Source organism: Arthrobacter sp. 10N418 (genome assembly GCF_056394725.1).
The window spans coordinates 36,066-61,158 of sequence record NZ_JBFTIK010000016.1; the positions used below are offsets into that span (position 1 = coordinate 36,066).

General features: G+C 60.4%; 25 protein-coding genes. 9 read left to right on the forward strand and 16 right to left on the reverse strand.

Features of this window, described 5'->3' with window-relative positions:
• The first annotated feature begins 1 nt into the window (after window position 1).
• The 4 genes from AC1DCZ_RS13765 to AC1DCZ_RS13780 all read left to right on the forward strand — a co-directional run bounded on the left by AC1DCZ_RS13765 (window position 2) and on the right by AC1DCZ_RS13780 (window position 2,209).
• Window positions 2-523: a hypothetical protein gene (locus AC1DCZ_RS13765; RefSeq protein WP_476975086.1), complete on the forward strand. Its 522-nt coding sequence runs from the start codon at window positions 2-4 to the stop codon at window positions 521-523.
• The gene (locus tag AC1DCZ_RS13770) at window positions 507-1,034 is read left to right on the forward strand and encodes a dCTP deaminase (RefSeq protein WP_476975087.1); all 528 of its coding nucleotides are present in this window, start codon (window positions 507-509) and stop codon (window positions 1,032-1,034) included. The genes AC1DCZ_RS13765 and AC1DCZ_RS13770 overlap by 17 nt, the downstream gene beginning before the upstream one ends.
• On the forward strand, window positions 1,031-1,549 hold the full coding sequence (locus tag AC1DCZ_RS13775) for a dCTP deaminase (protein ID WP_476975088.1): 519 nt from the start codon (window positions 1,031-1,033) through the stop codon (window positions 1,547-1,549). The genes AC1DCZ_RS13770 and AC1DCZ_RS13775 overlap by 4 nt, the downstream gene beginning before the upstream one ends.
• A gap of 252 nt (window positions 1,550-1,801) precedes the next feature.
• Window positions 1,802-2,209, forward strand: a complete 408-nt coding sequence (locus tag AC1DCZ_RS13780; protein WP_476975089.1) for a hypothetical protein — start codon at window positions 1,802-1,804, stop codon at window positions 2,207-2,209.
• Window positions 2,210-2,748: 539 nt separating this feature from the next.
• Here AC1DCZ_RS13780 and AC1DCZ_RS13785 read toward each other — a convergent pair.
• Window positions 2,749-3,249, reverse strand: a complete 501-nt coding sequence (locus AC1DCZ_RS13785; protein WP_476975090.1) for a hypothetical protein — start codon at window positions 3,247-3,249, stop codon at window positions 2,749-2,751.
• A 26-nt stretch (window positions 3,250-3,275) separates the two neighbouring features.
• Entirely contained in the window at window positions 3,276-3,845 is a 570-nt protein-coding gene (locus AC1DCZ_RS13790; RefSeq protein ID WP_476975091.1) for a hypothetical protein, read from the reverse strand.
• Window positions 3,846-4,084: 239 nt separating this feature from the next.
• Between AC1DCZ_RS13790 and AC1DCZ_RS13795 the strand changes: the two genes are divergently transcribed.
• The 3 genes from AC1DCZ_RS13795 to AC1DCZ_RS13805 all read left to right on the forward strand — a co-directional run bounded on the left by AC1DCZ_RS13795 (window position 4,085) and on the right by AC1DCZ_RS13805 (window position 5,678).
• Window positions 4,085-4,375 carry a putative quinol monooxygenase gene (locus tag AC1DCZ_RS13795; protein WP_476975092.1) on the forward strand — a complete coding sequence of 97 codons (291 nt, stop codon included), beginning with the start codon at window positions 4,085-4,087 and terminating at the stop codon, window positions 4,373-4,375.
• Between the two features lie 71 nt (window positions 4,376-4,446).
• A complete protein-coding gene (locus AC1DCZ_RS13800) occupies window positions 4,447-4,992 on the forward strand; it encodes an AAA family ATPase (protein WP_476975093.1) in 546 nt (181 codons plus the stop codon).
• 47 nt (window positions 4,993-5,039) lie between these two features.
• Window positions 5,040-5,678, forward strand: coding sequence for an HAD-IA family hydrolase (locus tag AC1DCZ_RS13805; RefSeq protein ID WP_476975094.1), 639 nt, complete (start codon window positions 5,040-5,042; stop codon window positions 5,676-5,678).
• 1,437 nt (window positions 5,679-7,115) lie between these two features.
• On the opposite strand, the gene AC1DCZ_RS13810 is transcribed toward AC1DCZ_RS13805, so the two are convergent.
• The 4 genes from AC1DCZ_RS13810 to AC1DCZ_RS13825 form a co-directional block, all read right to left on the reverse strand.
• Entirely contained in the window at window positions 7,116-7,358 is a 243-nt protein-coding gene (locus AC1DCZ_RS13810) for a hypothetical protein (RefSeq protein WP_476975095.1), read from the reverse strand.
• A 95-nt stretch (window positions 7,359-7,453) separates the two neighbouring features.
• Window positions 7,454-7,837, reverse strand: a complete 384-nt coding sequence (locus tag AC1DCZ_RS13815) for a DUF6262 family protein (protein ID WP_476975096.1) — start codon at window positions 7,835-7,837, stop codon at window positions 7,454-7,456.
• Window positions 7,824-9,326 (reverse strand): tyrosine-type recombinase/integrase, encoded by a 1,503-nt coding sequence (locus AC1DCZ_RS13820; protein WP_476975097.1) that lies wholly within the window; start codon window positions 9,324-9,326, stop codon window positions 7,824-7,826. Before AC1DCZ_RS13820 ends, AC1DCZ_RS13815 begins: the two co-directional genes overlap by 14 nt.
• Entirely contained in the window at window positions 9,323-10,426 is a 1,104-nt protein-coding gene (locus tag AC1DCZ_RS13825) for a site-specific integrase (RefSeq protein WP_476975098.1), read from the reverse strand. Before AC1DCZ_RS13825 ends, AC1DCZ_RS13820 begins: the two co-directional genes overlap by 4 nt.
• Window positions 10,427-11,268: 842 nt before the next feature.
• On the opposite strand from AC1DCZ_RS13825, the gene AC1DCZ_RS13830 reads away from it, so the two are divergent.
• Complete coding sequence (locus AC1DCZ_RS13830) at window positions 11,269-12,060, forward strand: AbiTii domain-containing protein (RefSeq protein WP_476975099.1); 792 nt, start codon at window positions 11,269-11,271, stop codon at window positions 12,058-12,060.
• Between the two features lie 274 nt (window positions 12,061-12,334).
• Here the strand turns inward: AC1DCZ_RS13830 and AC1DCZ_RS13835 are convergent, their stop codons facing one another.
• Window positions 12,335-13,792, reverse strand: coding sequence for a DUF2971 domain-containing protein (locus tag AC1DCZ_RS13835; protein ID WP_476975100.1), 1,458 nt, complete (start codon window positions 13,790-13,792; stop codon window positions 12,335-12,337).
• A 694-nt stretch (window positions 13,793-14,486) separates the two neighbouring features.
• On the opposite strand from AC1DCZ_RS13835, the gene AC1DCZ_RS13840 reads away from it, so the two are divergent.
• On the forward strand, window positions 14,487-15,161 hold the full coding sequence (locus AC1DCZ_RS13840; protein ID WP_476975101.1) for an SDR family NAD(P)-dependent oxidoreductase: 675 nt from the start codon (window positions 14,487-14,489) through the stop codon (window positions 15,159-15,161).
• Between the two features lie 161 nt (window positions 15,162-15,322).
• Here AC1DCZ_RS13840 and AC1DCZ_RS13845 read toward each other — a convergent pair whose 3' ends face one another.
• The 9 genes from AC1DCZ_RS13845 to AC1DCZ_RS13885 form a co-directional block, all read right to left on the reverse strand.
• A complete protein-coding gene (locus AC1DCZ_RS13845; protein WP_476975102.1) occupies window positions 15,323-15,535 on the reverse strand; it encodes a hypothetical protein in 213 nt (70 codons plus the stop codon).
• 648 nt (window positions 15,536-16,183) lie between these two features.
• On the reverse strand, window positions 16,184-16,588 hold the full coding sequence (gene rbsD, locus AC1DCZ_RS13850) for a D-ribose pyranase (RefSeq protein ID WP_476975103.1): 405 nt from the start codon (window positions 16,586-16,588) through the stop codon (window positions 16,184-16,186).
• Window positions 16,589-16,709: 121 nt separating this feature from the next.
• Window positions 16,710-17,597: an NAD-dependent epimerase/dehydratase family protein gene (locus AC1DCZ_RS13855; RefSeq protein ID WP_476975104.1), complete on the reverse strand. Its 888-nt coding sequence runs from the start codon at window positions 17,595-17,597 to the stop codon at window positions 16,710-16,712.
• Window positions 17,598-17,648: 51 nt separating this feature from the next.
• Window positions 17,649-18,695 carry an ABC transporter permease gene (locus tag AC1DCZ_RS13860; protein ID WP_476975105.1) on the reverse strand — a complete coding sequence of 349 codons (1,047 nt, stop codon included), beginning with the start codon at window positions 18,693-18,695 and terminating at the stop codon, window positions 17,649-17,651.
• A complete protein-coding gene (locus AC1DCZ_RS13865) occupies window positions 18,692-20,206 on the reverse strand; it encodes a sugar ABC transporter ATP-binding protein (protein ID WP_476975106.1) in 1,515 nt (504 codons plus the stop codon). The genes AC1DCZ_RS13860 and AC1DCZ_RS13865 overlap by 4 nt, the downstream gene beginning before the upstream one ends.
• A 73-nt stretch (window positions 20,207-20,279) precedes the next feature.
• Window positions 20,280-21,263 carry a sugar-binding protein gene (locus AC1DCZ_RS13870; protein WP_476975107.1) on the reverse strand — a complete coding sequence of 328 codons (984 nt, stop codon included), beginning with the start codon at window positions 21,261-21,263 and terminating at the stop codon, window positions 20,280-20,282.
• 135 nt (window positions 21,264-21,398) lie between these two features.
• On the reverse strand, window positions 21,399-22,898 hold the full coding sequence (locus tag AC1DCZ_RS13875; RefSeq protein ID WP_476975108.1) for a four-carbon acid sugar kinase family protein: 1,500 nt from the start codon (window positions 22,896-22,898) through the stop codon (window positions 21,399-21,401).
• Between the two features lie 2 nt (window positions 22,899-22,900).
• Window positions 22,901-23,593: an aspartate/glutamate racemase family protein gene (locus AC1DCZ_RS13880; RefSeq protein WP_476975109.1), complete on the reverse strand. Its 693-nt coding sequence runs from the start codon at window positions 23,591-23,593 to the stop codon at window positions 22,901-22,903.
• 703 nt (window positions 23,594-24,296) lie between these two features.
• A complete protein-coding gene (locus AC1DCZ_RS13885; protein WP_476975110.1) occupies window positions 24,297-25,073 on the reverse strand; it encodes a DeoR/GlpR family DNA-binding transcription regulator in 777 nt (258 codons plus the stop codon).
• Window positions 25,074-25,093: the final 20 nt, after the last annotated feature.

The following is a 25,093-nucleotide window of genomic DNA, read 5'->3' on the forward strand; positions in this document are numbered from 1 at the left end:
AATGATTGCGATCGAGCGCGGCTTCACGCTCCATCATCTGCGCCTCGCCGACCCGCTTTATTGGGCGCAGGCCGACGTTTACCGCCGGGCAGGGCGCCAGTTGGAGAACCCGGACATGCAAGATGGCCGATTGCTCAACGTGCTCGGTTCCGAGATGCGCCGAATCAATCCGGAGGTCTTGGCCGACCATGCTCGTGAGACCGTCGGCCGACTGCAGCGTCGGATCGAACTCAGTCCGTCGCAGCCGCACGTTATCCTCTGCGACGACATGCGACCGGCTGACGCTTGGTTCCTCGAGGAGTTGGGCTTTCGGTTCGTCGGAGTGAAGGTAGCTGCAGGCGTATCAAGCGCGCGACGACGCCTCCGCGGCGATTTGTCGCTCGGGGCGCTGGACGACGTTACCGAGCGCGGCTTCGACGAGCTTCCGCTCATGGACTCGATCGACAACGACGGGTCGCTGGCGGATTTAAAAGTGTGCGTCGAAGAGTTTTGGCAGAAGGTAATTCGTGATTCTGACCGGTGATGAGATTCGAGCCTACGTACGCTCGGGCGAAATTGAAATCGACCCGTTCGATGAGACGCAATTGAATCCGAACAGCTACAACTACCGGATCGGTGGTGAACTTTTGGTGTACGACGACAATATCCTCGATCCGGCAGAGACTCCGATCTGGCGTGCCGTGCGATTTCCGGAGAGTGGCTATGCGCTTCGGCCCGGGCGCCTCTACTTGGGGCACACTTACGAACGGATCGGCAGCACGTCACTGGTTACGAGCCTCATTGGGCGATCGTCGATGGGGCGACTCGGGCTGTTCCTTCAGATCTCGGCAGATCTCGGACACACCGGCGCAGTGCATGGCTGGACGCTTGAACTCTCAGCGGTGCAACCGCTTATCATCTATCCGAAGATGACGATTGGACAGGTCTCGTTCTGGAGCGCCGAAGGGCGCTCAGTAGGCTACAACGGATCGTATGCGGGTCACTCGAAGCCCATCGGGCATCGAGCCTCGATTATCGAAGGGACGGCGATGTGATCCTCACGGGACCAGCGATTCAGGCTGAAGTCGAGGCCGGGCGCATTCAGATAGATCCCTTCGATCCGAGTCGGCTGAATCCGAACAGCTACGACTTCCGGCTCTCCGATTCCCTTCTGGTGTATGACGAATCCGTCCTAGATTCGGCGCGAGAGAACGCTGTCAGCAAGATCCCGATCGACCCAGCGGGCATGGTGCTGGATCCAGCCCGCGTTTACTTGTCCGCCACCGTTGAAGTGATGGGGAGCGACCACTACGTCCCGATCATCCGTGGGAAGTCATCAACTGCCCGCCTGGGTCTTTTCATCAATATTACGGCCGACCTCATCGATATCGGCTCGCACAACCGCTGGACCCTCCAACTGCACTGTGTCCAACCGGTGCGCATCTACCCGGGGATGCTTATCGGACAAGTGACCTTCTGGGTTCCGCAGGGCGAGATCGCGCTTTACGCCGGCAAATACCAAGGTTCGATGACGGCGCGGCCGTCAGAATCGTTTCGCGACTTCCCGTGAATGGCCTGCCGCCGACCGGAGCTCGACCGTCGCCCGGACTCCGAGCCTCCTAGCCACGTTGGAAGAACAACGTGGGAGTTCTCATCGTCTTGTCGACGTTCGAAGACTGAAGCAAATTCGGTCAGGCTCCTTCGAGAACTATCTGGCGTACTCTCATCCGAGAGTCCTGTTATAGGTGCCGGGAAGTGTCTCCCGCTGAAGCGATGACCGGTGTCGAGCGCGGATGTGAGCCGTGGTGGCTATCGTGGTGGCATGACCATGGAGGATGAACATCGGCTCAGCTCACGGAGGGTTGCGGCAATCATCGGGCGCGAACTGGCCCGCGGTGACTTGGATTTCGCGTTCCGGGTCCTCGTGACGGCCGTCGCAGACTTCCGGGATACCTCGCCGGGCAACCGGGAGGATTTCCTGTTGCCCCCTGCGTCCACCGGGTCAGTCCAGTGGGACACCTTGCTGGCCGCAGTCGTTGGGCTTGAATGTGATCGCCTCGGCATTCCCCGGCCTTCCTGGACGAGGCCTGAACCTCTGGTTGACGAATGGGTCGTCACGACCCTGCCGGCGCCGTCCGAGCGGTGGTTGGCCAGAATCAGGGCAGGGACACCTGAGGAGTTCTCACGTCTGGGCCTATGGGTTCATGCCCGCGACCTCGAGACTCTTTAGAGATCGCAATGGGCCTCACGTCAGGGGCGGCGCTGGCCTAGGCTGGCCGGCATGACTGGACGCGAAGACCTAGATGCGGTCGTGACCCGGGCAGCCGGCCGAGGGGGGCGCCTTGTTGTGCCGCGGCTGCTGTCCCTAATGGTGCCAGAGACGGCGATTCTCTGGCTTGAGGGATCTGAGCCGTTCCTTGGCGGGTCACGCCCTATTGACGTACTCGCCATTGACGGTCCTGGCCCGGTTTTTGAGGTCCTGGACGCCATTGAACAGGGCGGGTTCGCCTGACCGCAGAGGCGGCGCGCCCGAAACGAGGGGCGTGAGGAGGGCCGGTCCCCATCCCTTCCGGCGCTAAGAGCGAGCACCAATCACGCGATTCAGGGGTTCGCCCAATCCCCTCGGATGCGGGGCGCGTCCCCGGTGCCCAAAGCGGGAATGGTACCTTCCTGGCACAGCCAAATCTTGATGGCTCCATAGCTTTCGGCCACATTGCACAAAAAGTGCCGATAAAGGAGAAGGAGAACCCACGTAGGCCCGCCGCCCCTCTAGCCGTGTGGGTCTGCCTTGCTCTCAGCAATGATTGCCGCCCGCTGCTCCTCAACGGTATTGCAACGTAGGTAGTACTTTGGACCGCGTCGTTGTGCTCCTGGCGTGCCGGGCTTCACCTCGATCGATACTTCTAACCTTTCGCTGTCATGATAAAACCGTCCCGAATACTGACGGTCTTGCACCCTCCATGAGACGTTGACGGCGTCTGGAACGGTGAATTCCTGTCGTGCAAACCAAGAGTTGACCGCCTTTCCGAGACTGGTAACACCCGACTTGGGTTCCTCTTTCTGCCGATCAAGTTCTTTCTGGATGGCATTCCCGTAGTTGGACGCTCGCTGTCGAAGTTCGGAGATGCTTTCCCGCTCTTCCTCGTCCCAGTGTGGAGTCTTGTTCCACTTCTTGCCTAGCTCTGCGTACCACCTGTTGGCCTCTCGCTGCCGGTGGATCAACTCTCCATTCGACATATTCCGATAGAACTCGGGGTCTTCTTCGTTCACTTGGGTGACTCCTTCCGCTGAGTGCCCTAGCCCTCGGCCCGGCGAGGCCCGGTCTTGCGCGGCGGCGATGCCGTATTCGGTCGATGGCTCTCAGCTATGCGCCCGGCTTTCTGCTCCTCGAAGTTGTTGCACGGCATCAGGTGTTGGCCGTCTCGCTGAGTTGCTCCGGGTGTTCCTGGCTGAACGACCATCCAGACTTCAAGTCGCTTGGGAGCGGCAGTCCAATTGGCTACAAATCTACGTCCGTCCAGCTGCCAGGATATTTCGAAGTGCTTCGCCGGTTCGTACCGTTGGCTCCTGAACCAGGCGGAGAGTGCGGTATCAAAAGGTTTGGGCCCTGAATCATGCCGGGGAGTGCCCGCAAGGTTGCGCTGGTTTTCCTGGGCTTCCTCACGGCGATTGCGTACTTCAGTCTGACGGTGAATCTCGGCCTCTATCTCGTCGATTTGGGCCTGATCGCCGGCGATGTTCTCCTCTTCCGCCTGCCAGGCTTCCGAATCCATGTTTCGCCACCCGATCATTTCCTGTTCATGCTTAAACGTCTTGATCCGCTTCTTGTACTCACGAATAAGGTTGCGCAGATCAGAGTGCTGCATTCCTCGATACGGGCTGTCTCCCACGACCGCGCCTCTTCCGCTAAGGCAGCTCCCCAGCCCGCCGCGGTGTAGGGACATGTTACGGGTTTCGGTCTGGCGAGCCAATGGGCAAAGCCTGTGATTCGCGGCGGTAAATGGCGGGTTTTTCACGGCGCTCCTTGGCGTATCACCCGCTCCGGAAGGTGTGATGCTTTACCCGGAGGGCGCGGCCGCTGTGGTCGGCAATGTAAAGATGGGATATGAGCATCGTCTTCCTAACCGGCCAACTTGTTTGCAGTGACCAGGAGCAGACCGCGGTGGTAACGCAGCACCTGCCCCTACACATCGAGCTGACACGCGCCGAGCCAGGATGCCTTTCATTCGAGGTGAACCCTACTCAGAACCCGCTGATATGGCAGGTCGACGAACAATTCCAGGACGGGGACTCATTCCGGGCACATCAGCAACGAGTCGCCCGGAGCGAATCGGGCAGGGCAACTACCCACTTCGCTAGACACTACGAGATTGAAGGCTTGTCGCCGGTCCTCTGATCGCTGGAAAGCAGTCAGCGCTGCGAACGTCGGGTGATGTTCCATCGAAGCGCACACCTAAGCTGAAGGGCATGAGCAGCAAGGTGGTCGTCATCACCGGTCCTCCAGGAGCGGGCAAGTCGACGATTGCACAAGAGCTCGTCCGCCGCCAGCCCAAGGCTGTGCATCTTCACACGGACGACTTCTGGCATTACATCGCGTCCGGTGCCATTCCGCCCTATGAGCCTGCCTCGGACGCGCAAAATCAAACGGTTATGGAAGTGATCGCGAAGGCCGCGTTCGCGTACGCGGCGGGTGGCTTCCTGACTGTGGTCGATGGGATCGTCGGGCCTTGGATGCTCGGACATTTTCGGGCGGAAGCGCTGGAGACACCCGGCGTGCCGATCGATTACGTGGTCCTCCGGCCGCGCCGCGACGTCGCCCTCACCCGGGCGCAGGCACGAACGGCGCCGTCTGCCCTCATTGAGGAGGCCCCGATCCTCGCTATGTGGGACCAATTCGCGGATCTCGGAGCGTTGGACCACCATGCGCTGGACACCTCAGGCGAGGAGATGGCTCGCAGTGCCCAGCGCGTCACGGACGCCATGGTCGACGGCCGCTTTCGCTTAGCGTTCTGACTTGCTGGATTCGCTGGTTTGAACTCGCCGGGCGGTATGGTGCGTTGGTGAGGGCTTTGCTTTTTGATGTTGACGGCGTGCTGATTGACTCGTATGCCGGATACAGGCTGGTGTGGAACAAGTGGAGCGACGCCCAGGGTCTGGATGCCGAACTTGTGTGGGCCGCAACTCACGGGCGCCGCCCCGTCGACACGGTAGCCGGCATCGCTCCGCATCTGGACGCCGTCGCTGAATACAGCTCTTTGCGGCAAATCATGGACCGGGTTGGAGACCGGTTTCCGCCAATGCCCGGGGCCTCCGAGCTGACGGCCGGCCTGCCATCGGAACAGTGGGGTGTTGTCACCAGCGGGCAGAGACAAACAGTTCTTGCTCGCTTCGCACGCTTAGGTATCCCGGCGCCTACCGTGTTGGTGGACGGTGGCGATGTCGAGTTCGGCAAACCGGCCCCAGATGGTTACCTGCTTGCAGCAAGCATGCTGGGCGCCGTCCCCGCCGATTGCCTCGTCCTAGAGGATGCCCCGGGCGGGGTGGAAGCCGGGAAAGCGGCCGGAATGAAGGTGCTCGCGATCGCTTCAACTCATCATGTTCGAGACCTCGGTGCTGCCGATCAAATCGCACCGGATTTGATAGCAGCAACACCGATCATCAAGTCATGGCTCGCGGACAATCACGGGGATGACACCTGACCCCCAACTTTAAGTGCCGGGCGGAAGCCCATCTCGTCGCGTCGGCCTGAGCGTGTGACTTTCGGCGGTAAATGGCGGCGTTTTCACGGCGCTCTTTATCGCATGGCTAGCCAGGTAAGGGATTCGTCACCGGACGCTATCCCTCTCGGTTGGTCACTCCATAGGGACCAGAGGGTCGAAATGATGACTCGCAGGGAGTTGCAGAGCCGCTTCCCGAGTGAACAGCTTCCGGGCGTCAAACCTCCTGAGACGAGGGTGGTCGGCAAGATCCGCACGGTTTCACCGGCTAGGGTGGCCGGCATGGACATCTTGATCGGGACGGTGGCGGTGCTTGGGGTGCCAGCCGCGTTAGCGGGTATCTGGGTGTGGACCTCGCGTAGGAACCGGCGGCTGGGCGTGCGGCGCAGAGGTAGTGGAGATCTGCTCGGAATGGCGGATGAAATCTTCCGTCCTCAAACCCATCAGGCACAGCAGATACAGAAGATCCAACATGAGCTTCCAGCGCCGGCCCCGTCTCCTGGAGAGCCTCCGGCAGCCGAGCTCTAGGGAGGCGGCGAATCGTGATTCTGTCTGGCCTGCTGCACTCGGGATAACGCATCAACGTTCCGCAGGACCCTTCCCCACGGTTCTACGTGACGGTCCCATTCTGGGTCAGTCGAAAACGACCCATATCTATAGTCCTGCTGGATCACAGCCGTGATGGCGGGGCTTGTCCGTCCTGGACAGTGTCCAGAACGTGGATAGTGGGCGCTCCGGGGTCCTTCAGCGCTGGGAAGAATCGTGATGCACTTGAGATGCTCACGGTGCCCCCTCGTAGCTGAATGGCTGCAGCTTTTGGATGACGTGATGGTTGAGAATGTCAATCTCATTTGAGCCCATTTGGAGAGGGAATCGCGGTCTGATCGGGACCCATGTAAGGGCGGGTCCGGATTCGCCCTGTTGAGTGGTTGGGACGCCCCCAACGCTTTGCTTTCGCTCGGATGCGCAACCGGAGCTACGCCCGGGATTGCCAGTCTTTGGGGACGCTAAGCGGCACCCGTAGGATCGAGGTGTCACACCGGCGAGCACGGCCTTGCCGTGACACAACTGCAAGGGGAACCACAGTGACTGACCTGAAACTAACACTCATCATTCTCTTCATCATCGTTTCCGCAGCAGTCGTCGGTGCCGTCCTGGGTCAGCTATACCCGCGGTCGGGCGTACTGTATGTGGTTCCCATAGGGATCGGTATCGGCATATCCGTTCGCTTATTTGCAAGGCATCTGGCGCGCAAACGAGAGAATCAAAACCGCGGGTGATGGGCTCAACTGAAACTGCGATTCATCAACCGGCGAGCCGCGAAGTGGGCTCAAGTCAGACTGCAAATCCGGTCCCCACTCAAACTGCCATAATCAGATGGTCAAGATCCGCCGATCTGAACGGTGTCGCCGATATGCGTCAGATTGCTGGGGTCCGCCCGCTGGATTTGCACCGAACTGAGTGGACGGTAATGCCGATACTGACAGCGAGGCTAAGGAACAGTGCCAGGAAGCCGGCGCCGGCGGCGACATAGTAGCTCGCCGGGTCGGGCACTGAGTCGACGACAGGTTCCATGTAGAACCATATGGTCGCTCCGGCGCTGATTCCGAGTAGCGCGATGAGGCCAGTCACGACCCATGCGGCGATTGCAAGACTAACCATTGTCATATCTCCCCCAATTGAACGGCAGTCCCGTTCTACCCAAATCCTAGTCAGCGCGCGACGCGGGAGGCCGACTGTGCCGTTGAGGGGTTCCCTTAGAGTCCTCTGGTGTTCCGACTCCGCGAGTGTCCCAGTGCAAGCGCCAACTGGTGTCTGAGGTGCTCGATTTCTGCGGAGAGCTCGCGGTTCCGCTCCAGCGATGCATTGAGGCGGGCGCGCAGGGACTCCGTACTGGCGCTGCTTCGACTCGCTCTGGGTTGTTGTGGGCGGTCCTCGCGCAGCCCGATGATGACGGTTCGCAGATCGATCTGGGAGTAGAGCCAGGATCGGGAGACTCCGGCTGCCGCGGCTACTGCTTCGAAGGTGACGGGGCCGCCCTGGTTTTGGAGATCGCGGAGTGCGGCGACGGCTTTGGAGCGGGTGAGTTCGTGCCGGCGTTCCGCGGCCTGCCGGATATGGCGGCTGTTATCTGCCCGCACGGTTGTCCTCCTCGATTAAGTGGCTGGGGCCTTCTCGCGTTCCGTTGTCGAGTGTTTGGATGATGCGGTCCAGGTTGCCGAGGACCCGTGTGTTCATTTCGGCCAGCCGCTGCTGGCCTCGGGCTTCGGCGGCGGAGATTATCTGCACGACCTGCGTCCGGTGTTCGCGGTGTTGCGGGAGGAAGTCGGCGGTGGTGATGAACATGGGACAGGTCAGGCAGGCGTTGGCGTGCGGGCAGGTTTTCTGGACCGGGAGGCCGCAGTAGCCGTTGGGAAGTGCCTGGGTGGCCCTGCCGAGGCGTTGTTTGGACCAGGCGGCTTCGGCGAGGGGGCCGTCGGGATCAAGTTCTACGACGCTGCCGGATGCGTTGACTTTCCGTGCGGCTTCCCAGTGTCGCCGGATTGTTGTGTCGCTGAGTCTGGCGTAGTGGGCCGTCATCTGGTGGGAGTCGTGGTCCAGGATCCGGCGTACGACCTCTTGAGGGACGTCGAGGTTGATCAGTCTGGTGCCCAGCGTGTGGCGAAAGCGGTGTGGGCTGACCACGGCAGGGGTGCCGTTTTCGTCGGTGACGTTGCAGTCCTTGACCCATCGCCGAAGAGCGGTGCTGTAAGAGCCTGGGCTGAGGTGTCCGGCGCCGTAAACGTCCACCTGGTCATGGGCGAAAAGCTGGCGTGTCCCGGAGTTGCCCGTGCCGTTGACGTAGAGGATGTGCTCCGCGATGGCCCGTTCGAGTTCCTCATCGATGGGGACGAGTGCCTCGCGTTTCATCTTGTGGTTCAGATAACGCAGATACGGGGCACCGTCCTTGTCGCGGGTGATGCAGTCCTGGGTCAGGGCCACGGTGTCGCTGATCCGCAGCCCGCACCGGATCAGAATCACGGTGATCAGCCGGTGATGCGGGCTGGCCATTTTGGCGAGATTTTCCGGGTTTTCCAGCTGGGCCATGACGTGTTCGCTCAGTGCCCGGGGTTGCCGGACCGTCTCTTTGGGATAGTCCTCGGTGTAGATCTGGGCCGTGCTGGGCAGATCGGTCACCCATCCGTGACGGCGCATGGTGAGGAGAAACGTGTTGAACTGGCCGATCCGCATCCGGTGCGTCGTCGTCCCGGCGGCATGGGTGTGCAGGTAGGCCAGGAACCTCTCGATCAGCTCGCGGTCAATATCGGCGGTGCCAGTGACTGGGATCCTCGTTGAATCCAGAAAGGCGTTGAAGCTCTCCACGGCTTTGGTTCCCAGCACCGCGGATTCGACCGTTAATCCGGTCGTCAGCCGCCAGCGGGCCCATCGTTTGGCCAGCTGTTTCAACCAGGGCCGGGTGATGTTTTCGAAGTGGACCGTGACCTGGCTGCGGGCGACGATACCAAGGGCCCTGGCATGCCAGATGTCCTTGGGGAACTCGGTCTCCCACGGCGCTGCGGCGCCCAGCGAGGGCCCCATCCGGACCGGCAGTGGGTCGTTTCGTGAGGGCACGGGATGCAGGGTGGTCATATCGTCACCGTTCTGGAGGCGAACCAGCCCGCATCGGCCAGTGCGCGGCGGGCATCATCGCTGGAGATATGGGCATAGGTGTTGACCGTCGTCGTCAGGCTCGCATGGCCCAGCAGTTTAGAGACCACCTCGATCGGGACGTTCTCCCGGAGCATCCGAGTGGCATAGGTGTGCCGGAACCAGTGCGGGTCAAACCCGATGCCCGTCTGCCGCCGGAGCCGCCGCACCAGGTCGTGGACGGCGGCATATGTCATTGCCTGCCCGTAGGGCCGGCCCCACAGGTTGACGAAGACGTAGTCGGAATCCAGGTCACCGTATTCGACGTCGAGGTAGTCGGCATACAGCCGGATCAGGTCGGCCGTGACCGGGACCGTGCGCGAGTGAGGCGATTTTGCGCGCGCACCGTTGGTGTTGTCGCGTCGGCGGACAGTGATTTCCCGTTCGGCCACGGCGATGTCCTCATGCCGGAGCCCCAGGGCCTCACCGATCCGGATACCCGCGTCATGGAGCAGCGCGAACAGCAGCCGGTCCCTGAGGTGCCCGCACGAATCCAGAATGCTTTGGACCTCGTCGGGGGCTAGCAGGCGGGGAATCCTTGCAGTCACGGGAAGCTTCACCACCCTGCGCTGTTTCGCGGTGCCCTTGCTGATGTGGTGCAGGAAGGGTTTCCACCCTCCCGAGCGGGCGCCGGGGTCCCAGCACGTGATCAGTTCGCCCAGGTCAAGGCCCTGGCGGGCGGCATGCTGATAGAAGATCGACACGGTGGAAAGCTTGCGGTTCACCGTCGCCTCGCCGCAATGGTGCCCGATCGACGGAAGAACTGAAAAGACCTGCCCGCGCATGTCCGGCGGACGCCGTAACCACCTGATGAACGCCCCCACGTCTTCCAGCTTCACCGACTGCCAGTCGAGCCCGTGTTCGTCCAGGAAGACGAACCAGTCCTTCAAATCGTGGGCGTGGGCTTTGATCGTGTTCGGTGACCGCTCGGTCTCGGCCAGATACCGTAGATACCGCTCTGCCGGTTCCACCACCCCGGTCGCGCCAATCAGCGTGAACGACAACGCATTGCTTGCCGGATCCAATACCTTTGATACCCGCATCGCCGCTCCTGTCAGCTGCCTCGTGGACGGACATGACGCTAACCCATCCACAACGAAGCAACCAGAGCCCCAAACCCCCGTGAACTACATGACGGACAGCCTGAAGACGACTAAAGATATCGGCAGTTTATGATCCGGCGTCTTGGAGCCTGTCTGCTTGCATGGAGTCATGCCTGAGCAGCTGCCGGCAGCTGTCACCGAAGACTTAGACCGACCCCGAACAGCCCTTGGACGCCGCTATTCCCGCCAGGGCGGACACCAACCTGCTGGTCGGGACGTGGAACGTCCTGGCGCTGGATGATCTGACCGCCAAGTGGCCAGCCGGGCCAAAGGATTCACACAAGCGGACATCAGCGCGGATTCCGGGCAGTCTCCGGCCGGGAGTTCCGTCAATCACTTCGAAAGAAGATTCCGATCCACCAAAAAATGGGATGAGCACGCAGGCGCGGTGAACAAGGCAAAGATGACTTCTTGACTGCGGTTAAAGCGGAATTGGGAACAACCAAATAGTCGCACGGGCATCTAGCAGTGAACCTCTGCAGCCCGGGTCCGTCTCGCTCGGCTCGCCCAGCTCGGGAAGGTCGGTACGACGTCACATATCCCTTAGCTTTCGCGACGGATTGGCGAGAGCGTGTAAGGGACCTCATCAAGGGCTGGCTAATTGCGGCGTCGTTTGAGGAAGGCGCTGTAAGCAGAATCCGACGTGGACTCTGCTGCCCGGCAACGTCCTGAGAGAGATGACTCGCTAGTCTAGAGCTTGCTCCTATTGGCCTGGGCCGGAAAGCCAGCCCTGTGACCTTGCCCGGGAGTTCCCTTAGAGCCACACGCGAGGAACCGAGAAAATGAGCGATCGTGCCACCAAGCTGCTGCGCGATATTCAGAGCGGGGCGCTGGATAGCTCAAGCTCTGTCTCTGACCTTTTGCGGAAATGCGTAGCACTCGGGGGAGCCTCAGGTTCTCGCGACCTTGTGGTTTGGGCGTCATCGGAGCTTAACGGTTTCAAGGGGAACAAGGCTGAGCTGCCGTCGTACAGGAAGGTTGCCGCCCCCCTGGTCATCGATGGCATAGCGGGATGGACGCAGTTCCGTCGGCAACACATTGCGCCCAGTTCCCTGCCCGAGTTCGCCAGGGACGCCATTAGCGAGGAAGTGCCCCTCGTCCAGGGTATTGGGACGTTGGAGGAGCTGGCAGCCCGTTCGGATGATGACGCCGTAACTCTATCCCCCGCTGGATCCGCCGAACTGGTGCGCCTCTGGAACCATGAACTACAAAGCGATACTCAGGAGATCCACCGGCTGTACTGGCTAATATCCAAGAGCGAAATAGCGGGCGTGATGCACCAGATAAGAAATCGATTGGTTACCCTGATCGCTGAATTCGAGATTGAGTTCGAAACCGCAAGTTCAACGGGTCAAGCCGTAGACCGCGCTCTTCAGGTCACGATGGGGGATGGCGCCAGAGTGGCAATCGTTTCCGCCGAGGGACGGGGTTCAAGGAACAACGTGGACTTGAGTAACGGAGGTAGTCCGTTAGACCAGCCAAAATGGTCCATCCCAGGGTTCTTATGGACGGCCGCAATCGGAATAGCAACGATCGCTGCCGCGTGGTTCGGGTATTTAGCGCTCCTGAAATAGCCCCACGACTGGCCGGAAATTCAGGAGCGCATGGGCGTGAGCCGCTGAGAAACCAGCTCTGAGGACTGATGTCGCCGTCGTTCATGCGCCGTGAGCGAAAGGGTTTCTCTCTTCCCGGTTCATTGGTCGGCGATAACGCGACGGAACCTGGACCCAAGGACGTGCGAGCGGGGAGGGCAACTCCCACCGGGCCGCGGACAGCGGTGCCTTGATGATGAAGATCAGAGAAGCAGTGGAGAAAGCCCCGGTGATGACTGCCCGCTCGCGGGCGTCGTCACCCCCGGAACGGTTGCTCGGACTTCTTGACGTTTCCGCTCGCCCGCGTGTAGCCCATCTGCGTCAATAGACCTTGAATGGTTCGAACGATGCCATCGGGCGCCACAGGAGAACACCCAACGCCCCGAAGAGGCAGCAGAGAGTCTCCATCCTGTGAAGCGGCCCTTACATGAAGGACAGGGACTATACTCGTGCGCCCATGCTCGTAGTGGACAGGGTCGAAGTTAGTGAAGTTGGTCGTCATCCATCGCACCTCCTTTTCATCCTCAAAAGCATCATGTTTCATCACCGATGCCAGGATGACAGCTTGCTTCCTCAGTTCCTTGACCAAGGTTTCGTGGTCACTTTCGCCGGCCCGGTCGATGTCTTCCACGGCGCTCTGGATAAACTCCGTTGCCAAGCGCTCTTTCTGACGCTTTTTGTAGACGACTCGATACCAGCCGCTTATAGGAGGCACGTCGGCCCTGTAGTTTGCGGTTCCCTCGTGGCCGTCCATGGCGATGCCGTCCGCGGACAGTTCCACGCTAGTGCTGAGTCCGAGTGCGAAGCCGTCACCATTGGCATAATTTCTCCACAGGGTGAGGCTGTCAGGTTGGCTCGAGGCGGAGATGAAGTAGACCTCGTTCAACATAGTGTCAAAGTAGGCGTCATCTAGGACTTCCTTCATCAGCAATTCGACGGTCGCCCAATCGTCGGGATCGTAGTCGCCTTCTTCCTTCGCCTCGACTAACAGGCGCTCAAGGCCCTCACGAATGAGAGTAAGTCCGTGTGTCATTTCGGAAGCGTCGTTAAGGCTCTCAGGGCTTGATGCCCAGAGGCTTCCGCTCTTGATGATGGAGAGGCAGGCGTATCCGTTGGTGTAGTGCCATACATAGTTGTTGCTTCTGTACCTCAGGGTCTCTGTCGTGGTCAACCACTCCTGAGTTTTCGTGGCGAACCCCGCAAATGTGGAATGGCGGAGGGAGTTTTCCAGCAGGGTCTTGAGCGCGCCTGAGATAGACGCTGGTTGCAGCATCTGTGTGAGGGGTAGTGAAGCCGCCTCCATGATGTGAGAAAAGTCCGGGGTAGATGCTTTGAGCATCTGATTGATGGTCTCAATTAGGTGGGGCTGCGGATTTAGGGCTTCGAGAGAGTGCAGGAGCTTCACTGAGTCTCCCATCTGGGCCAGGGGTAGATTTGCGGCTGCGTAGGACTGTAGCCAGGGCGCCGAAACGATCCGTTGAAGGCGTTCCAGGCTCTCAGGTGCAACGGCGTCGGGGGCCGGGTAGTTCGATCTTTCAGTTGCCCTCTCGCCGTCGCTGCGGCCCATCGCAGTGGGGAGCTTTTCTGCGGCCGGCATCCCCTGACCATTCTGTTCAGGGTCGGGCTGATGGCCACTGGCGTGACCGGAACCGGATTCGGCTGCCGCATCCGAGGCATATGGCTCACCGATACCAGATCCGTTTGGCTCAGTCACCGAGCTATTATCGTTCACCACAGAATCCCCTTGCGTTCCTGTTTCTGGCGGCACTCTCACGTTTCGAGGTGCCTGTCTAAGTTTTCATAAAGCCTTTGAGCCTTGGCATTCACAGCTCAAAAAAATCGTATGTGCGCCGAGCCCACGGCGGACAAAATGTTTGGGCTATGGGTGAACGGAGCCGCGGTTAACTCTAAACGTCGCTAGGCAGCAGTGCACGGCCGCCGGCTGCACTGGCGGGTCTCTCGGAAGAGGTAACCTGGCGATTGTGCACAGCCAGCCAGCTGGGGTCCCGTCGTCCTCATGGGCACGGGAAAAGCCCGGAGGATTTAGCTTTGCCGTGCCCATGATGCTCCTATGGGCGTCAAATTGCGTTTGCCTGATTCGAGACCGAGCTTCTTGAGCACGGGGCCCGTCATCTGGGCCAGCCGGAACTATGGGTTGGCCGGCGGAGGCATACAGTCTGGCTTGACTAGTCCGCATCCCAAGTACCTTGACGACCGCGGGTTGGGCGGTTCGCCTAGGCTCAGGACCGATCGGCCGAGCTCTCCCGTTGAGACGGGCACTCGCGAGGAGTGATGGAGTGAACTAGAATCACAGGGGTTCGGGTGTGTCGAGACGGTGATGCCTACACACTGTCGCCTAACCTGACCGCGCTATTGTCAAGACAATAAATCAATCGAAGGAACCCACCGTGCCCGTCATCGCTATCATCGGAGCTGGACCGGGACTTGGAGCGGCAGTTGCGCGAAGGTTTGGTCGCGAAGGCTTCTCGATAGCCCTGATCTCGAGGAACCAGTCCAAGCTTGACGTCATGGCCGCGGAGCTCGAGGCCGGCGGCCTGACCGCGCGTGGATACGCCGCGGACGTGCTGGTACCGTCGGAGCTTGAGGCCGCCCTCGCATGTGCCGCGGCAGAGCTGGGATCCATCACCACGTTGCAGTACAGCCCGCTCCCGTCGCGTGAATACCTGAAGCCGGTGCTCGACATGACTCCTGAGCTGGCGCTGGAAGCATTGCAGTTCTCGGCTCTCGGGCTCATTCACGCGGTGCGTACGGTGCTACCAGCGATGCGGCAGGCAGGAGGCGGCAGCGTGATCCTGATCAACGGCGGAACCTCGGTGAAGGCACGCGCCGACTTCGCAGGCACATCGGTCGCGTTCCCGGCCGAGAGCGCATACGGTGAGATGCTCCACGACGCACTCTTGGATGAGGGCGTCCGTGTCGCGCAACTCGTGATCCCCGGCGGCATTCCTAAGCTTCAGCTTGTCAACGGCATCGACGACGTCGCCGATCGCGTTTGGGGCCTCCATGCCGTTCCGGGTCCGTTCCGCACTATGCTCATCCCGCTCGAGGACGGCAGGGAGTAGGGGCGCTATCGGCGTTGGCCATGTTGCCTCGCTGATCTCCGGGGCCAGGACGTGGAACCGGCCGTCGCTCAAAGCAGGCGCCGGATCAATTGTGGGCCGGTGTCGAGCCCGTGAAAGCCCGTCACACAGACGCCCGGCTTCGACGCGGGTGCCCACCAGTCTCACATGCTGATTTCTCGTGTCAGGCCAAAAGGAACGCCCGGGTGGACGTCCGCCGTATACAGCTCGTGGCTGTGGCGTGTTATGAGAATGCCGCAGTTGTTGGCAACTGCTGTTCGGAAGAGGATGTCAACAGCCTTGTTAAGGGTCTCTTCCAGATTGGCTGCAGAGGAGATCGTGACGTGAACAGAGTGGGCGCTGGTCTTTACGAGCATTGGGTCCTTCCGGATGGGTCTTGGACCGCGGGTATTGGAGGAGGGAGAGGGGGAGACTGATTGATCAGCAGTAGCTCGACGCCTTCGGTGTTTCCGATGACCTGCCGGGTCCTTGTGTCATCACGGATGATCCACACAGCACGCGAATTACCGGTCCTCGTTTCGATGACGGCGACGAAATTCTGCCCGTTGTTGTCCTGGACGCGGACTGGCTGACCCGGCCCGAGGTTGGTCCAGTCTTGTGCCGGGAAGGACAGCTCGGTTGGGCGTGGCAATGTCTTCTTCCCCACGGGTCGCCTCCATTACTGCGCTGGTTCATGGTATCCCCCGCGGGGGCGGGCCGGTCGCCCGGTGATGGCTTTTAGGCGTCCGAAGTTGCCGCAGAAGTCACCCTCCGATGTGCTGGGCACTGCCGATCCGGTTTGACGTCGCCGTGATCTGGCTGGCGAGGTCGTCATCGAATCCGTAGAGGACGCCGGGTTCGGCCAATGTCGCGTCGTGCAGAGCGTGTCCGGTGTGGTCCGGCGGCCGAAGTCAGCCCGGCATCACCGCCGCTCAGGAAGCCTCTTAGGTTGGGAGTCATGTTAACCACCGATCTAAGAAGTCTTTACCTTTTCACTGTGAAACCGGCGACCCGACCGAGTAGGCCTAGAAGGGAACTCCTGAGATCAGGAGGATGTTGGAATAGGGTGTGAATTCGCCTGACCGAACGACCGCGCGAGCTAAGTGTGTTCTCTGTTTGAATTCGGTGTGAGGCTCAAATTCAATCTCAACGTCAGCCCGTTCCAGTCGCTGCCTGATGGCGTTCAGCATGTCTGGGCTGTTCTGGACCATCTCGCTGGAAACAACCGCCTTCTCAGGAATGAATTCGGCCAAAACGGTGTCGAGTACGTCCAAGAAGGCGGGTGCGCCCGCGCGATATGCCAGATCAATTCGTTCGACCGATGCGGGGATGGGTAGGCCGGCATCCGCCACGACGATCGAGTCGGTGTGCCCGCACTCAGATATGACTCGCGAGAGTTGCGCATTCAAGGTGCCGTTGTTGCGTCTCACTGGTTGCCTTTTGCTCTCTAGGCGTTATGGTTTTCTGGCCTTGATCGACAGGATTCAGTTGTTGCCTGGGGTTCGGGCCGCCGAACGCGGTCCGAACCCCCGGCGACGGGGGCGAACTCTCTCAGCCTCGCGGAAGTGCTTTGCCGTCGGAATCCAGGTAGTCGCGCCACGACCGCTTCGGGCTCCAGCCGAGCATGCGCTGGGCCTTGGCGCTGGAAATTCCTGAGGCGTCCGGGCGTGCGGTGGGGCGGAGTTCGATCTTGTCCCCGTAGTAGGTGTTCAGAATCTCACCGAAGTTTCGTCCACCGACGTTGTCGGGTGATGCGATGTAGAAGACCTCATGTCCGGGCAGGTCGGACTCCGTTGCAAGCACAATTGCGTCCGCAAGGTCGTAGGCGTCGATGTAGCTCCACAGGTTGGGGCTGAGGACCGAGGCGTCGCGAACTTGGGGGCCGAGGTTCTGCTCATAATTTCCCTCGTACTGTACCCAGCTTGGGCGCAGCGAGATGCAACGGATGTCCGAGCGTCGGACTGCGGCGTCCATCAGCTGCTCGCCGAAGTGCTTCGAGATCGCGTACGGATCCTGGGGGTGGATGGGGTGTTCCTCGTCAACGGGAGCGTAGTCCGGCAGGAAGTCGCGCTCCGGGAAGAAGAAGCCCGGGACGGTCTCGCTCGAGATGTTGACGAAACGCTTTACGCCGAACCTCACTGCAGCCTCAAGAACGTTGAAGGTTGCCATGAGGTTTGTGTGGAACACGACTTGGGCCGGGTTCCCGGTGGGCTCGGGAATCGCGGCGGTGTGCACAACCGCGTCTGCGCCGCGGACAACGGCGTATGCTTCTCCGGCGTCGGTGAGGTCCGCCATCTGATAAGAGGCGGTTCCCTCTGCGCGGCGTTCAAATCCCGGGCGGGTCAAGTCCACCGCGAGAACATCGTGGCCGGCATCCAGCAGCGCCTGGGTCGCTGCGCGGCCGACTTTTCCGTGGGCTCCAGTAATTACTACCTTCATGATTGCTCCTTTGTTTTTGTGCGCCCTTAGTGAGGCGTTGGTCTTCACGTTCTAGTTACGTTTTCTTCGCCACATGTTCAGTGCAACGGCTCCGACGATGATGACGCCGCTGAATGCTTGCTGCCAGTAGGCAGAAATACCCAGGAGGATAAGCGCATTTTGGATAAGCAGGAGCAGGGAAGTACCCAGAGCGGTTCCCAAGATCCCGCCCACACCACCGAACAGGCTCGTTCCACCGATGACGGCTGCGCCGATGGCCAGGAGTTCGTATCCGTTTCCTGCAGCCGGTTGGCCGACGCTCAGCCTTGCGGTCTCAAGGATGCCTGACACCGCGGCGAGAGTGGAGGAAATAACGAAGACGGAAATTTTCACGCGGCGCACCCGGATGCCCGATAGTTTGGCTGCTTCCTCGTTGGAGCCCACGAAATAGATGTGGCGGCCGAATGTAGTGCGTGTCAGCACGAAGTGGCTCAGAATCGCAACGACCGCTGCGATCCAGACGGGAACGGGGATGCCGAGGAATGCTCCCTGGCCGATGTAGAGGAAGCCCGGGGGGAAGCCGCTGATCGTTGAACCGCCGGTGATACCGAGCGACAATCCGCGCGCCACGGCAAGCATGCCCAGAGTCACAACAAATGACGGTAGTCCCGCAAAGGCATTGATCGAGCCGTTCACCAGTCCGACAAGCGCACCGGCGCCCAGCGCCAGAATCACAGCCACGACCGGCGGTAGCCCGGCGTTGACCATGGCCTCACCTGACAGGACACTCACCAATGCGACGACGGAGCCGACAGAAAGGTCAATCCCGCCGATTAGGATGACGAACGTCATACCCACGCTGATCAGCAGTGCCAGAGCAATCTGCCGCCCGACGACCGTTAGGTTACCCGCGGTAAAGAAGTACGGCGAAGCCCACGAAAGGTAGATAACCAGGAGAATGACAACGCCAGCTAGGGTGGACTCACGTGCAGTGATGATCTTCAACAACCTGTGGCGGATCTTCTCGCCCAACGATGTTCGAGCGGCCGCCGGCAAGGCCGGACCACTGTCCAGCGTCGTTTGTGTTTCTCGTTTCACGGTCTCTCCATTGATTGTCATGAGACGTCTTCCTGTACTCCCGTTGCCATAGCCATAATGCGCTTTTCGTTTGCTTCCGTTGCTGCCAGCTCGCCTACGCCGTAGCCCTCTCGCATGACGAGAATGCGATCGGCGATACCCAGTACTTCCGTCAGCTCCGATGAGATGACCAAAATGGCGACACCTTCGCTGGCGATCTTGCGGACCAGTTGGTATATCTCCGCCTTTGCGCCCACATCAACGCCGCGAGTTGGCTCATCGAGGATGAGAAGCTTGGGGACTCGCGCCAGCCATCGGGCGAGCACCACCTTTTGCTGGTTTCCACCGCTTAGAGTGCCTGCGGCGACTTCAATCGCGGACTCCCGGAGGCCCAGCTGCCTCGCGTAGCGGCTCGCAAGGTCTCGATCACGGCGTCGCGACACGAAGGACAGGCGGCTGATCTTGGACAAAGATGCCGAAGACATGTTTTCCCGGACCGGCAGTCCGAGAAATAAGCCCTGGTGTTTACGGTCCTCGGGAACAAAACCGATCCCGGCGGCCATGGATTCACTCGGCGTGCGCAACGTCATCGGCTTTCCTTCTATGAGGATTTCGCCACGACTGCGTTTCGCAGCGCCGAATATGGTCATTGCCGCGTCGCTGCGACCGGCACCGATTAGCCCTGCCAGAGCAAGTATTTCTCCGGGACGCACCGAGAAGCTCACATCGTGCAGCAGCTTGCCGGAGCCGAGGCCGCGGACTTCCAGGGTGGGGGTCGCGGTGCCGTCCACGGGTGAAGTGCGTACTCCGTAGAGATCTTCCAGCTCCCGTCCCACCATCATCTGAACGAGATCGTTCGGGCTCGTGATCTTGGCATCGCGGACGCCCACTACCGCCCCGTCCCGCATGACTGTAATGCGGTCTGCGATCTCGAAAATCTCCCGCATACGGTGTGAAACGTAGATAACGCTGACGCCATTGGACCGAAGCTGACGGACGAGTTTGAGAAGTGTTTCTACTTCCTCCTCGGTCAGCGACGATGTCGGCTCGTCCATCACGACGACGCGTGCCTCTATCAGCAATGCCTTGGCGATTTCGACCATCTGACGGAGCGCGATGTTCAGGTTCCCCACGATTTCAGTCGGCGCGATATCGATGCCCAGCCCGGACAGGAGGTCAGCGGCACCCCGCTCCATTGCCCGGAAATCCACGGTTCCCATCCGGGTTTTTGGTTCCCTGCCGACGTAAATGTTCTCGGCTACGCTCAGATCATTTGCAAGATTCAGCTCCTGATATATGACCGCAATTCCTCGGGCCTGGGATTCCCGGGGCGAATGTACCTGAACTGTTTCTCCCGAGACCTCAATGACGCCTTCGTCAGCATGTGCGGCACCGGCGAGTATCTTCAACAGTGTGCTCTTGCCCGCGCCGTTCTCACCGACGAGCGCCATGACTTCGCCGGGCTCGACCGACAGGCTGACATCGCGGAGAGCGGTAACCCCGGGGTATCTTTTGACGATACCCCGCATGGCAATGAGCGGATGCGTAGCCATTGTTACTCCTTCGTAACGGTTGCGGGTTGCGGGGCCAGCGTGCTTCTACGCGGACCCCGCAACCCTTGGACAGCTAGTGGGCGGTCTTCTGGAACTCGGCCAACGTGTCCGGAGTGACTGTCACGACGCCGGTGTCGACGACGAAGTTCTTGTCAAGCTTTGACTTGTTGTTGTGGAAATCCGAGAGGATCTGGAGGGCCTGCGCGGTCATTCCGAAGGGCTTCTGTGAGATGAGGGCGTTTACGCATCCTCCCGTCATGCCTTCAACGCCTTGCGGGACAACGTCGAAGCCGACTGCTTTGACGGTCCCGCATTTGTTGCCGGACTTCAGTGCCCCGGCAATGCCGGGCAAGTCCGAACCGCCGATGCCGATGAGTCCGGCGAGGTCGGGATGGGCTTGAAGGATGGTCTCAGAGGCCGTTTGTGCCGTGGCAATGGATTCACCGGAGACCTCGGTGGCGACAAGCTTGATGTCCGGGTGGCTGGCGAGAGCCTTCTTGACACCCTCCAGACGCTGATTGAGGTTCACCGCGCTCAGGCTGCCGATGACAACGGCGACGTTGCCCTTGTTCCCGATGCTCTTGGCGAGGGCTTCTCCGGCCTGGACGCCGGCCGCGACGTTGTCCGTACCGATATAGCCCAGGACGTCGCTGTTTGGAACGGGTCCGTCCCATGCGATAACGGGAATGCCCGCCGCCTTGGCCTTGGCGATGTCGTCTACTACGCTTGCGGGATCGTTCGGCGAGATGGCGATACCCGCCGGATGGGTGGCGAGGACGGAATCGAAGATGGCCACCTGCGCGGCGGCGTCATCCGTGTCCGGACCCAGGAACTTAGCCGTTACACCCATCTTGGCGGCTGCGTCTTCCATTCCCTTCCGGGCGTCTACCCAGTAAGGATTGTTGAGCGACTTCGGCAGGAAGACAAACGCACCCTGTGAATCGGAGGCCCCGGAGGCCCCGGAGGTCCCGGAGGCGCCGGAGGCGCCGCCGCTGCAAGCGGTGAGGGCAAACGCCGCTGAGGCCAGCATGGCGGTTACGGCTGTGATCTTACGCATTACTACTCCTTTGTAATTATTGCAAAGCGACTCTGGGTAAAACTGTGAAGATCTTGATCTATGTATGATTTCTGAATTGCACTGTGCCGTGACTTGAAACCTTCATGCTTCTGGCATGCATACTCCCAAGCCCCGTCAGAGCGTCCGACGAATGCCCTGGTCGAGGGTCATTCCTTTTCTGCTAGTCAGTACGGCCGATCCCCGCAGAATCCTGACCGCCTCGGCGAGGCTCGTTTCATCTCCAACGTTCCCGGCAAAAACGACATAGGGAAGCCCCTTGAGTTCCTGACTGTCGCCGCCTTCGTTAACCCAAACGGAGACGATTCCAGGAAACATTTGCCCAGCGACTGTGGCCCGCCGAATCTTGAGCCCTTCAGTGGCGACGTCGCTTGAGGTGATTCCTCCCTTGGCGAGCACCCACTTGGTTGCTACTTCATTGACCGCCCGCGCGGTAAGGGTGACCAGCGCGTGAGACACAATCTGCGCAATCAACAGGCTTGAATGGCCCGTGTCGCCGACGATTTGCTCTCTGCTCGAGACAAGCAGTGCGTCAGTCCGCTTCAGGGCTGCTGCGAGCGCGTCACCGCATCGGGCCATTTCGCCCGCGCGCTGATCCGGATCGAGCAGTTTCGGGACATCCAATTCGACGGCCGCAATGTCCGGGAATTCGTTCTTCAACCGCGATACTTGACGGGTAGTCAGCTCAACGTGCGAACCCACAACCACCAACCCGTGGCCAGCGCGCTCGCCCTTAGTGAAGAGTTCATCATGGGACAGCGGGTCACGCCCCGTGATGCCCAGGCGCGCCGCCACGAAGGAGGGTCCAGTGCGGCTAAGCACCCGGGCGCCGGCCTCTTCCGCTAGGATCAGGCCCAGAACGACCACGTCCAGGTCGGCCTCATCAAGCGCGTTCACAACAACGGGGGTGGCGTTCCTGCAGGACAGGAGGACATCACGTACCCGCTCCACACCGCCTATCCGGATATCTTCAAGGCTGAGGCTCACGACATCGTTGGCGGATACGCCACCGTGTGTCTTTTCCTCGACGTAGTGTCGGAGATTTGAGTTGGTGAACCCGAACGTGGCGTCCTTTGCGTAGTTTGTCTGACCAACCGGCGCAAATGAGTTTCCACTGCCGACGTAGTGTACGTCGCCTTCCGTCACCCTCCCCGCTGCGATGTATGCGGGGGCAAGGAGCAGCGCGTCATAAGGTTCGCCTGAAGAACGGGACATGTCGCTGAGCAGGTCGGTTTCGAGAGGGTAATAACCGCGCAGAGTGGAGTCACTGCGAGTGATTAGTGTGTAGCGTGCACCCAATTTGCTGCTGACACGTCCGATGGCCTCTGCGACATCTGTGACCGTGGACCGCGCTTCCTCTTCGTTGAGTCCTCTGGTGTTGGTGAGGACGAAGAAACCGTTGCCCGGCTGGTCAAATGCCCAGTTCAGATCTTCGTCGTCCCATCTTGTAAGCACCGGGACTCCCTGGACAGACTGGCTTCCGGTAGGGTCGTCGTCGAGCACGATCACCCAGATCTTGCCGGCAGCGTTTGCTTCCCGAATCCGCAGTCTGGAGTCCGGGACGCGCAGGACTGCCGGTCCAGAGGAAAGCAACTCATCTGAATTCCGAGTTTCCACGGTCAGATCCGGCCCTTCGACGCAGGGAGTTCTGCGGTACGTCGAGCCAGGTGTTCCACGCCAATGCGGGGGCTCGACAGAACCGGCAACTTGGTGTTCGCCTGGAGAACGCCGGCCAGACGGGACATTGAGGCCTGCGCCAGGACGATCATGTCGACGTTTTTCGCAAGGTCGGCAGCCTGTGCAGTGACCATCGCGTCGTGCCTTTCACGGTCTCCCGACATGAGGACCTCGAAAGCGCCTTCGCACAGCCGCTGCTGAAGCGTGACGCGACGCCCGATTTCGTCTGCTTTTGTTTGGATAAGATCTGACGTTGGACCGAGGGTGGTGGGCACCGTGGCCAGGACGCCAATGCGTGTTCCTTCGCGGGCGGCTCGCATCGCCATCGCATCGTCAATCTTCACCACCGGTGTATGAACGCTGTGCGCCGCGACGTCCAGAGCCGGTCCCAGCGATGAGCACGCAGAAAAAATGATGTCGGCGCCGGCTGCTTCTGCTGCCTGCGCAAGATGCGTCATTCGTGCCTCGCTTGCGGACGATATCCCCTGCTCGCGCACGACTGTCGCCAAAACGTCGGAGTCCACAAAATGGATAACTTCAGCTTCGGGTATGAGCTCGGCAATGAGGTCGTTGATTACAGGCTCGACCGAAACAAATACGAAGCTTGTATGCAGAATCGCGATCTTCTTTGACACGAGAATCATCTCCTTTTGGTAAGACGCCGGATGTCTGATGACTTATGAGTTATCTTTGCGGAGCGGTCCAGGCATGTCAATACCCTTCGGCCCAATTTGTAAGCAAGGTTCACCAGAGTCTCAGGCCCACCCAGCCCTGGAATGGAACCGTGAGCTGAAGGCGGCGGCTAAAAGCCGCAGGTGTGCCCGGCTTCTGCGCGACGACGAGCCGCACACTCGAGGATCGACACGGCGATCACAGAAATTTCTGCCGGCTGTCTATGAGGGCGGCCAAGGTCTGCTGCTGATAAGTGACTGACTCGTTCGGGCGGACTGTCGTTGAGCTGGTTCCAGACTGCCGCCGGTTGTGGACTGCCTGACACGGCGGGCGTCGGCTCGTGGAAGGATATTGACGATGCGCGCGGCGTATGGGGCTGAGTTCCGCCAGGGTGCTATTGATGTGGCCCGGAGGGGTGAGGCGTCGGTGACGCAAGTCGAACTGCTGGACCAGGTACGCCGGGTGACCCGGGCCGACCTTGCGACACGATCTTCGACTACATCGAGACCCTCTACAACCGCTGACTTCGTCAGTCAGGATCCGGATCAAGCGGCCTGAGACTCAGTCTTCAAGAGCTGACCACTTCTTCGGGCAGGTCAAGCTGTCAAGCAAACCGTCCGCGGCCCTAATGGACGTATCGGCCAAGCAGACTGGCTGGCGCTGGAGTCAGGGTTCAGCGCGGTCCACGACAATGACTTCGATCCCGTCGGCAGTGAAGGGTTCGATGTCTTCCTCAGTCGCGGAATCGTCCGTTACGAGAATCCACGGCAACGGGAGGTGAGCCCACGCATGGAATGGGCTCTTCCCCAGCTTGGTTGCATGCGCAAGCACATAGACTTTCTCTGCTCTCTGAGCCATCAGTTCTTTCAGCCTGGTTTGTTCGAGGTCTGCTTCGCAGATGCCTCTGCCTGCCATGACGGCGTCGGCACTTAGAAAGGCGCGATCAAAGGTCATTCGTTCCAGTGCGGCTTCTGTCAGCGGGCCGAGGAGACTCTTGCTCAGCCGGCGAACTCGCCCCCCCAAACAGTCAAGTTGGATACCTTCGGCGTCGGAGAGTTCCTCGAGCACAGTCAGCCCGACGGATGCCACGCGAAGGTCTTTGGCGGAACGTAGCTCACGCGCGACGGCGGCAACGGTGGAGCCGGCATCCAGCAGCAGACTTTCGCCGGGCTTCACTTGAGCCGCGGCCCATCGTGCGATGGCCTGCTTTTCTTCGTATGCCACGCCCATGCGCTGTCGTAATGAAGATTCGGGATGCGCGATCAGGCCGAGCGCGCCACCGAAGGTTCGCGCCAGCCTGCCCTGTGCGTCCAGCGCGGCGAGATCCCGGCGAATTGTTGAAGGAGTGACACGGAAGTGGCTGGACAGATCCTCAACGTTGGCGGTGCCCGCCCTGGTGGCCAAGCTGACGATTTCCTCCCGGCGAATGTCCGAGGATCGCATGCTATCTTTCCTTTCCGGTA

What these genes read in the sequence shown, in the direction of transcription:
- AC1DCZ_RS13765 (WP_476975086.1), top strand. Translation starts at nt 2, where the DNA reads ATGATTGCGATCGAGCGCGGCTTCACGCTCCATCATCTGCGCCTCGCC.
- AC1DCZ_RS13780 (WP_476975089.1), top strand. Translation starts at nt 1,802, where the DNA reads ATGACCATGGAGGATGAACATCGGCTCAGCTCACGGAGGGTTGCGGCA.
- AC1DCZ_RS13790 (WP_476975091.1), bottom strand. Translation starts at nt 3,845, where the DNA reads ATGCAGCACTCTGATCTGCGCAACCTTATTCGTGAGTACAAGAAGCGG.
- AC1DCZ_RS13795 (WP_476975092.1), top strand. Translation starts at nt 4,085, where the DNA reads ATGAGCATCGTCTTCCTAACCGGCCAACTTGTTTGCAGTGACCAGGAG.
- AC1DCZ_RS13800 (WP_476975093.1), top strand. Translation starts at nt 4,447, where the DNA reads ATGAGCAGCAAGGTGGTCGTCATCACCGGTCCTCCAGGAGCGGGCAAG.
- AC1DCZ_RS13810 (WP_476975095.1), bottom strand. Translation starts at nt 7,358, where the DNA reads ATGGTTAGTCTTGCAATCGCCGCATGGGTCGTGACTGGCCTCATCGCG.
- AC1DCZ_RS13820 (WP_476975097.1), bottom strand. Translation starts at nt 9,326, where the DNA reads ATGACCACCCTGCATCCCGTGCCCTCACGAAACGACCCACTGCCGGTC.
- AC1DCZ_RS13825 (WP_476975098.1), bottom strand. Translation starts at nt 10,426, where the DNA reads ATGCGGGTATCAAAGGTATTGGATCCGGCAAGCAATGCGTTGTCGTTC.
- AC1DCZ_RS13830 (WP_476975099.1), top strand. Translation starts at nt 11,269, where the DNA reads ATGAGCGATCGTGCCACCAAGCTGCTGCGCGATATTCAGAGCGGGGCG.
- AC1DCZ_RS13845 (WP_476975102.1), bottom strand. Translation starts at nt 15,535, where the DNA reads ATGCTCGTAAAGACCAGCGCCCACTCTGTTCACGTCACGATCTCCTCT.
- AC1DCZ_RS13855 (WP_476975104.1), bottom strand. Translation starts at nt 17,597, where the DNA reads ATGAAGGTAGTAATTACTGGAGCCCACGGAAAAGTCGGCCGCGCAGCG.
- AC1DCZ_RS13860 (WP_476975105.1), bottom strand. Translation starts at nt 18,695, where the DNA reads ATGACAATCAATGGAGAGACCGTGAAACGAGAAACACAAACGACGCTG.
- AC1DCZ_RS13865 (WP_476975106.1), bottom strand. Translation starts at nt 20,206, where the DNA reads ATGGCTACGCATCCGCTCATTGCCATGCGGGGTATCGTCAAAAGATAC.
- AC1DCZ_RS13870 (WP_476975107.1), bottom strand. Translation starts at nt 21,263, where the DNA reads ATGCGTAAGATCACAGCCGTAACCGCCATGCTGGCCTCAGCGGCGTTT.
- AC1DCZ_RS13885 (WP_476975110.1), bottom strand. Translation starts at nt 25,073, where the DNA reads ATGCGATCCTCGGACATTCGCCGGGAGGAAATCGTCAGCTTGGCCACC.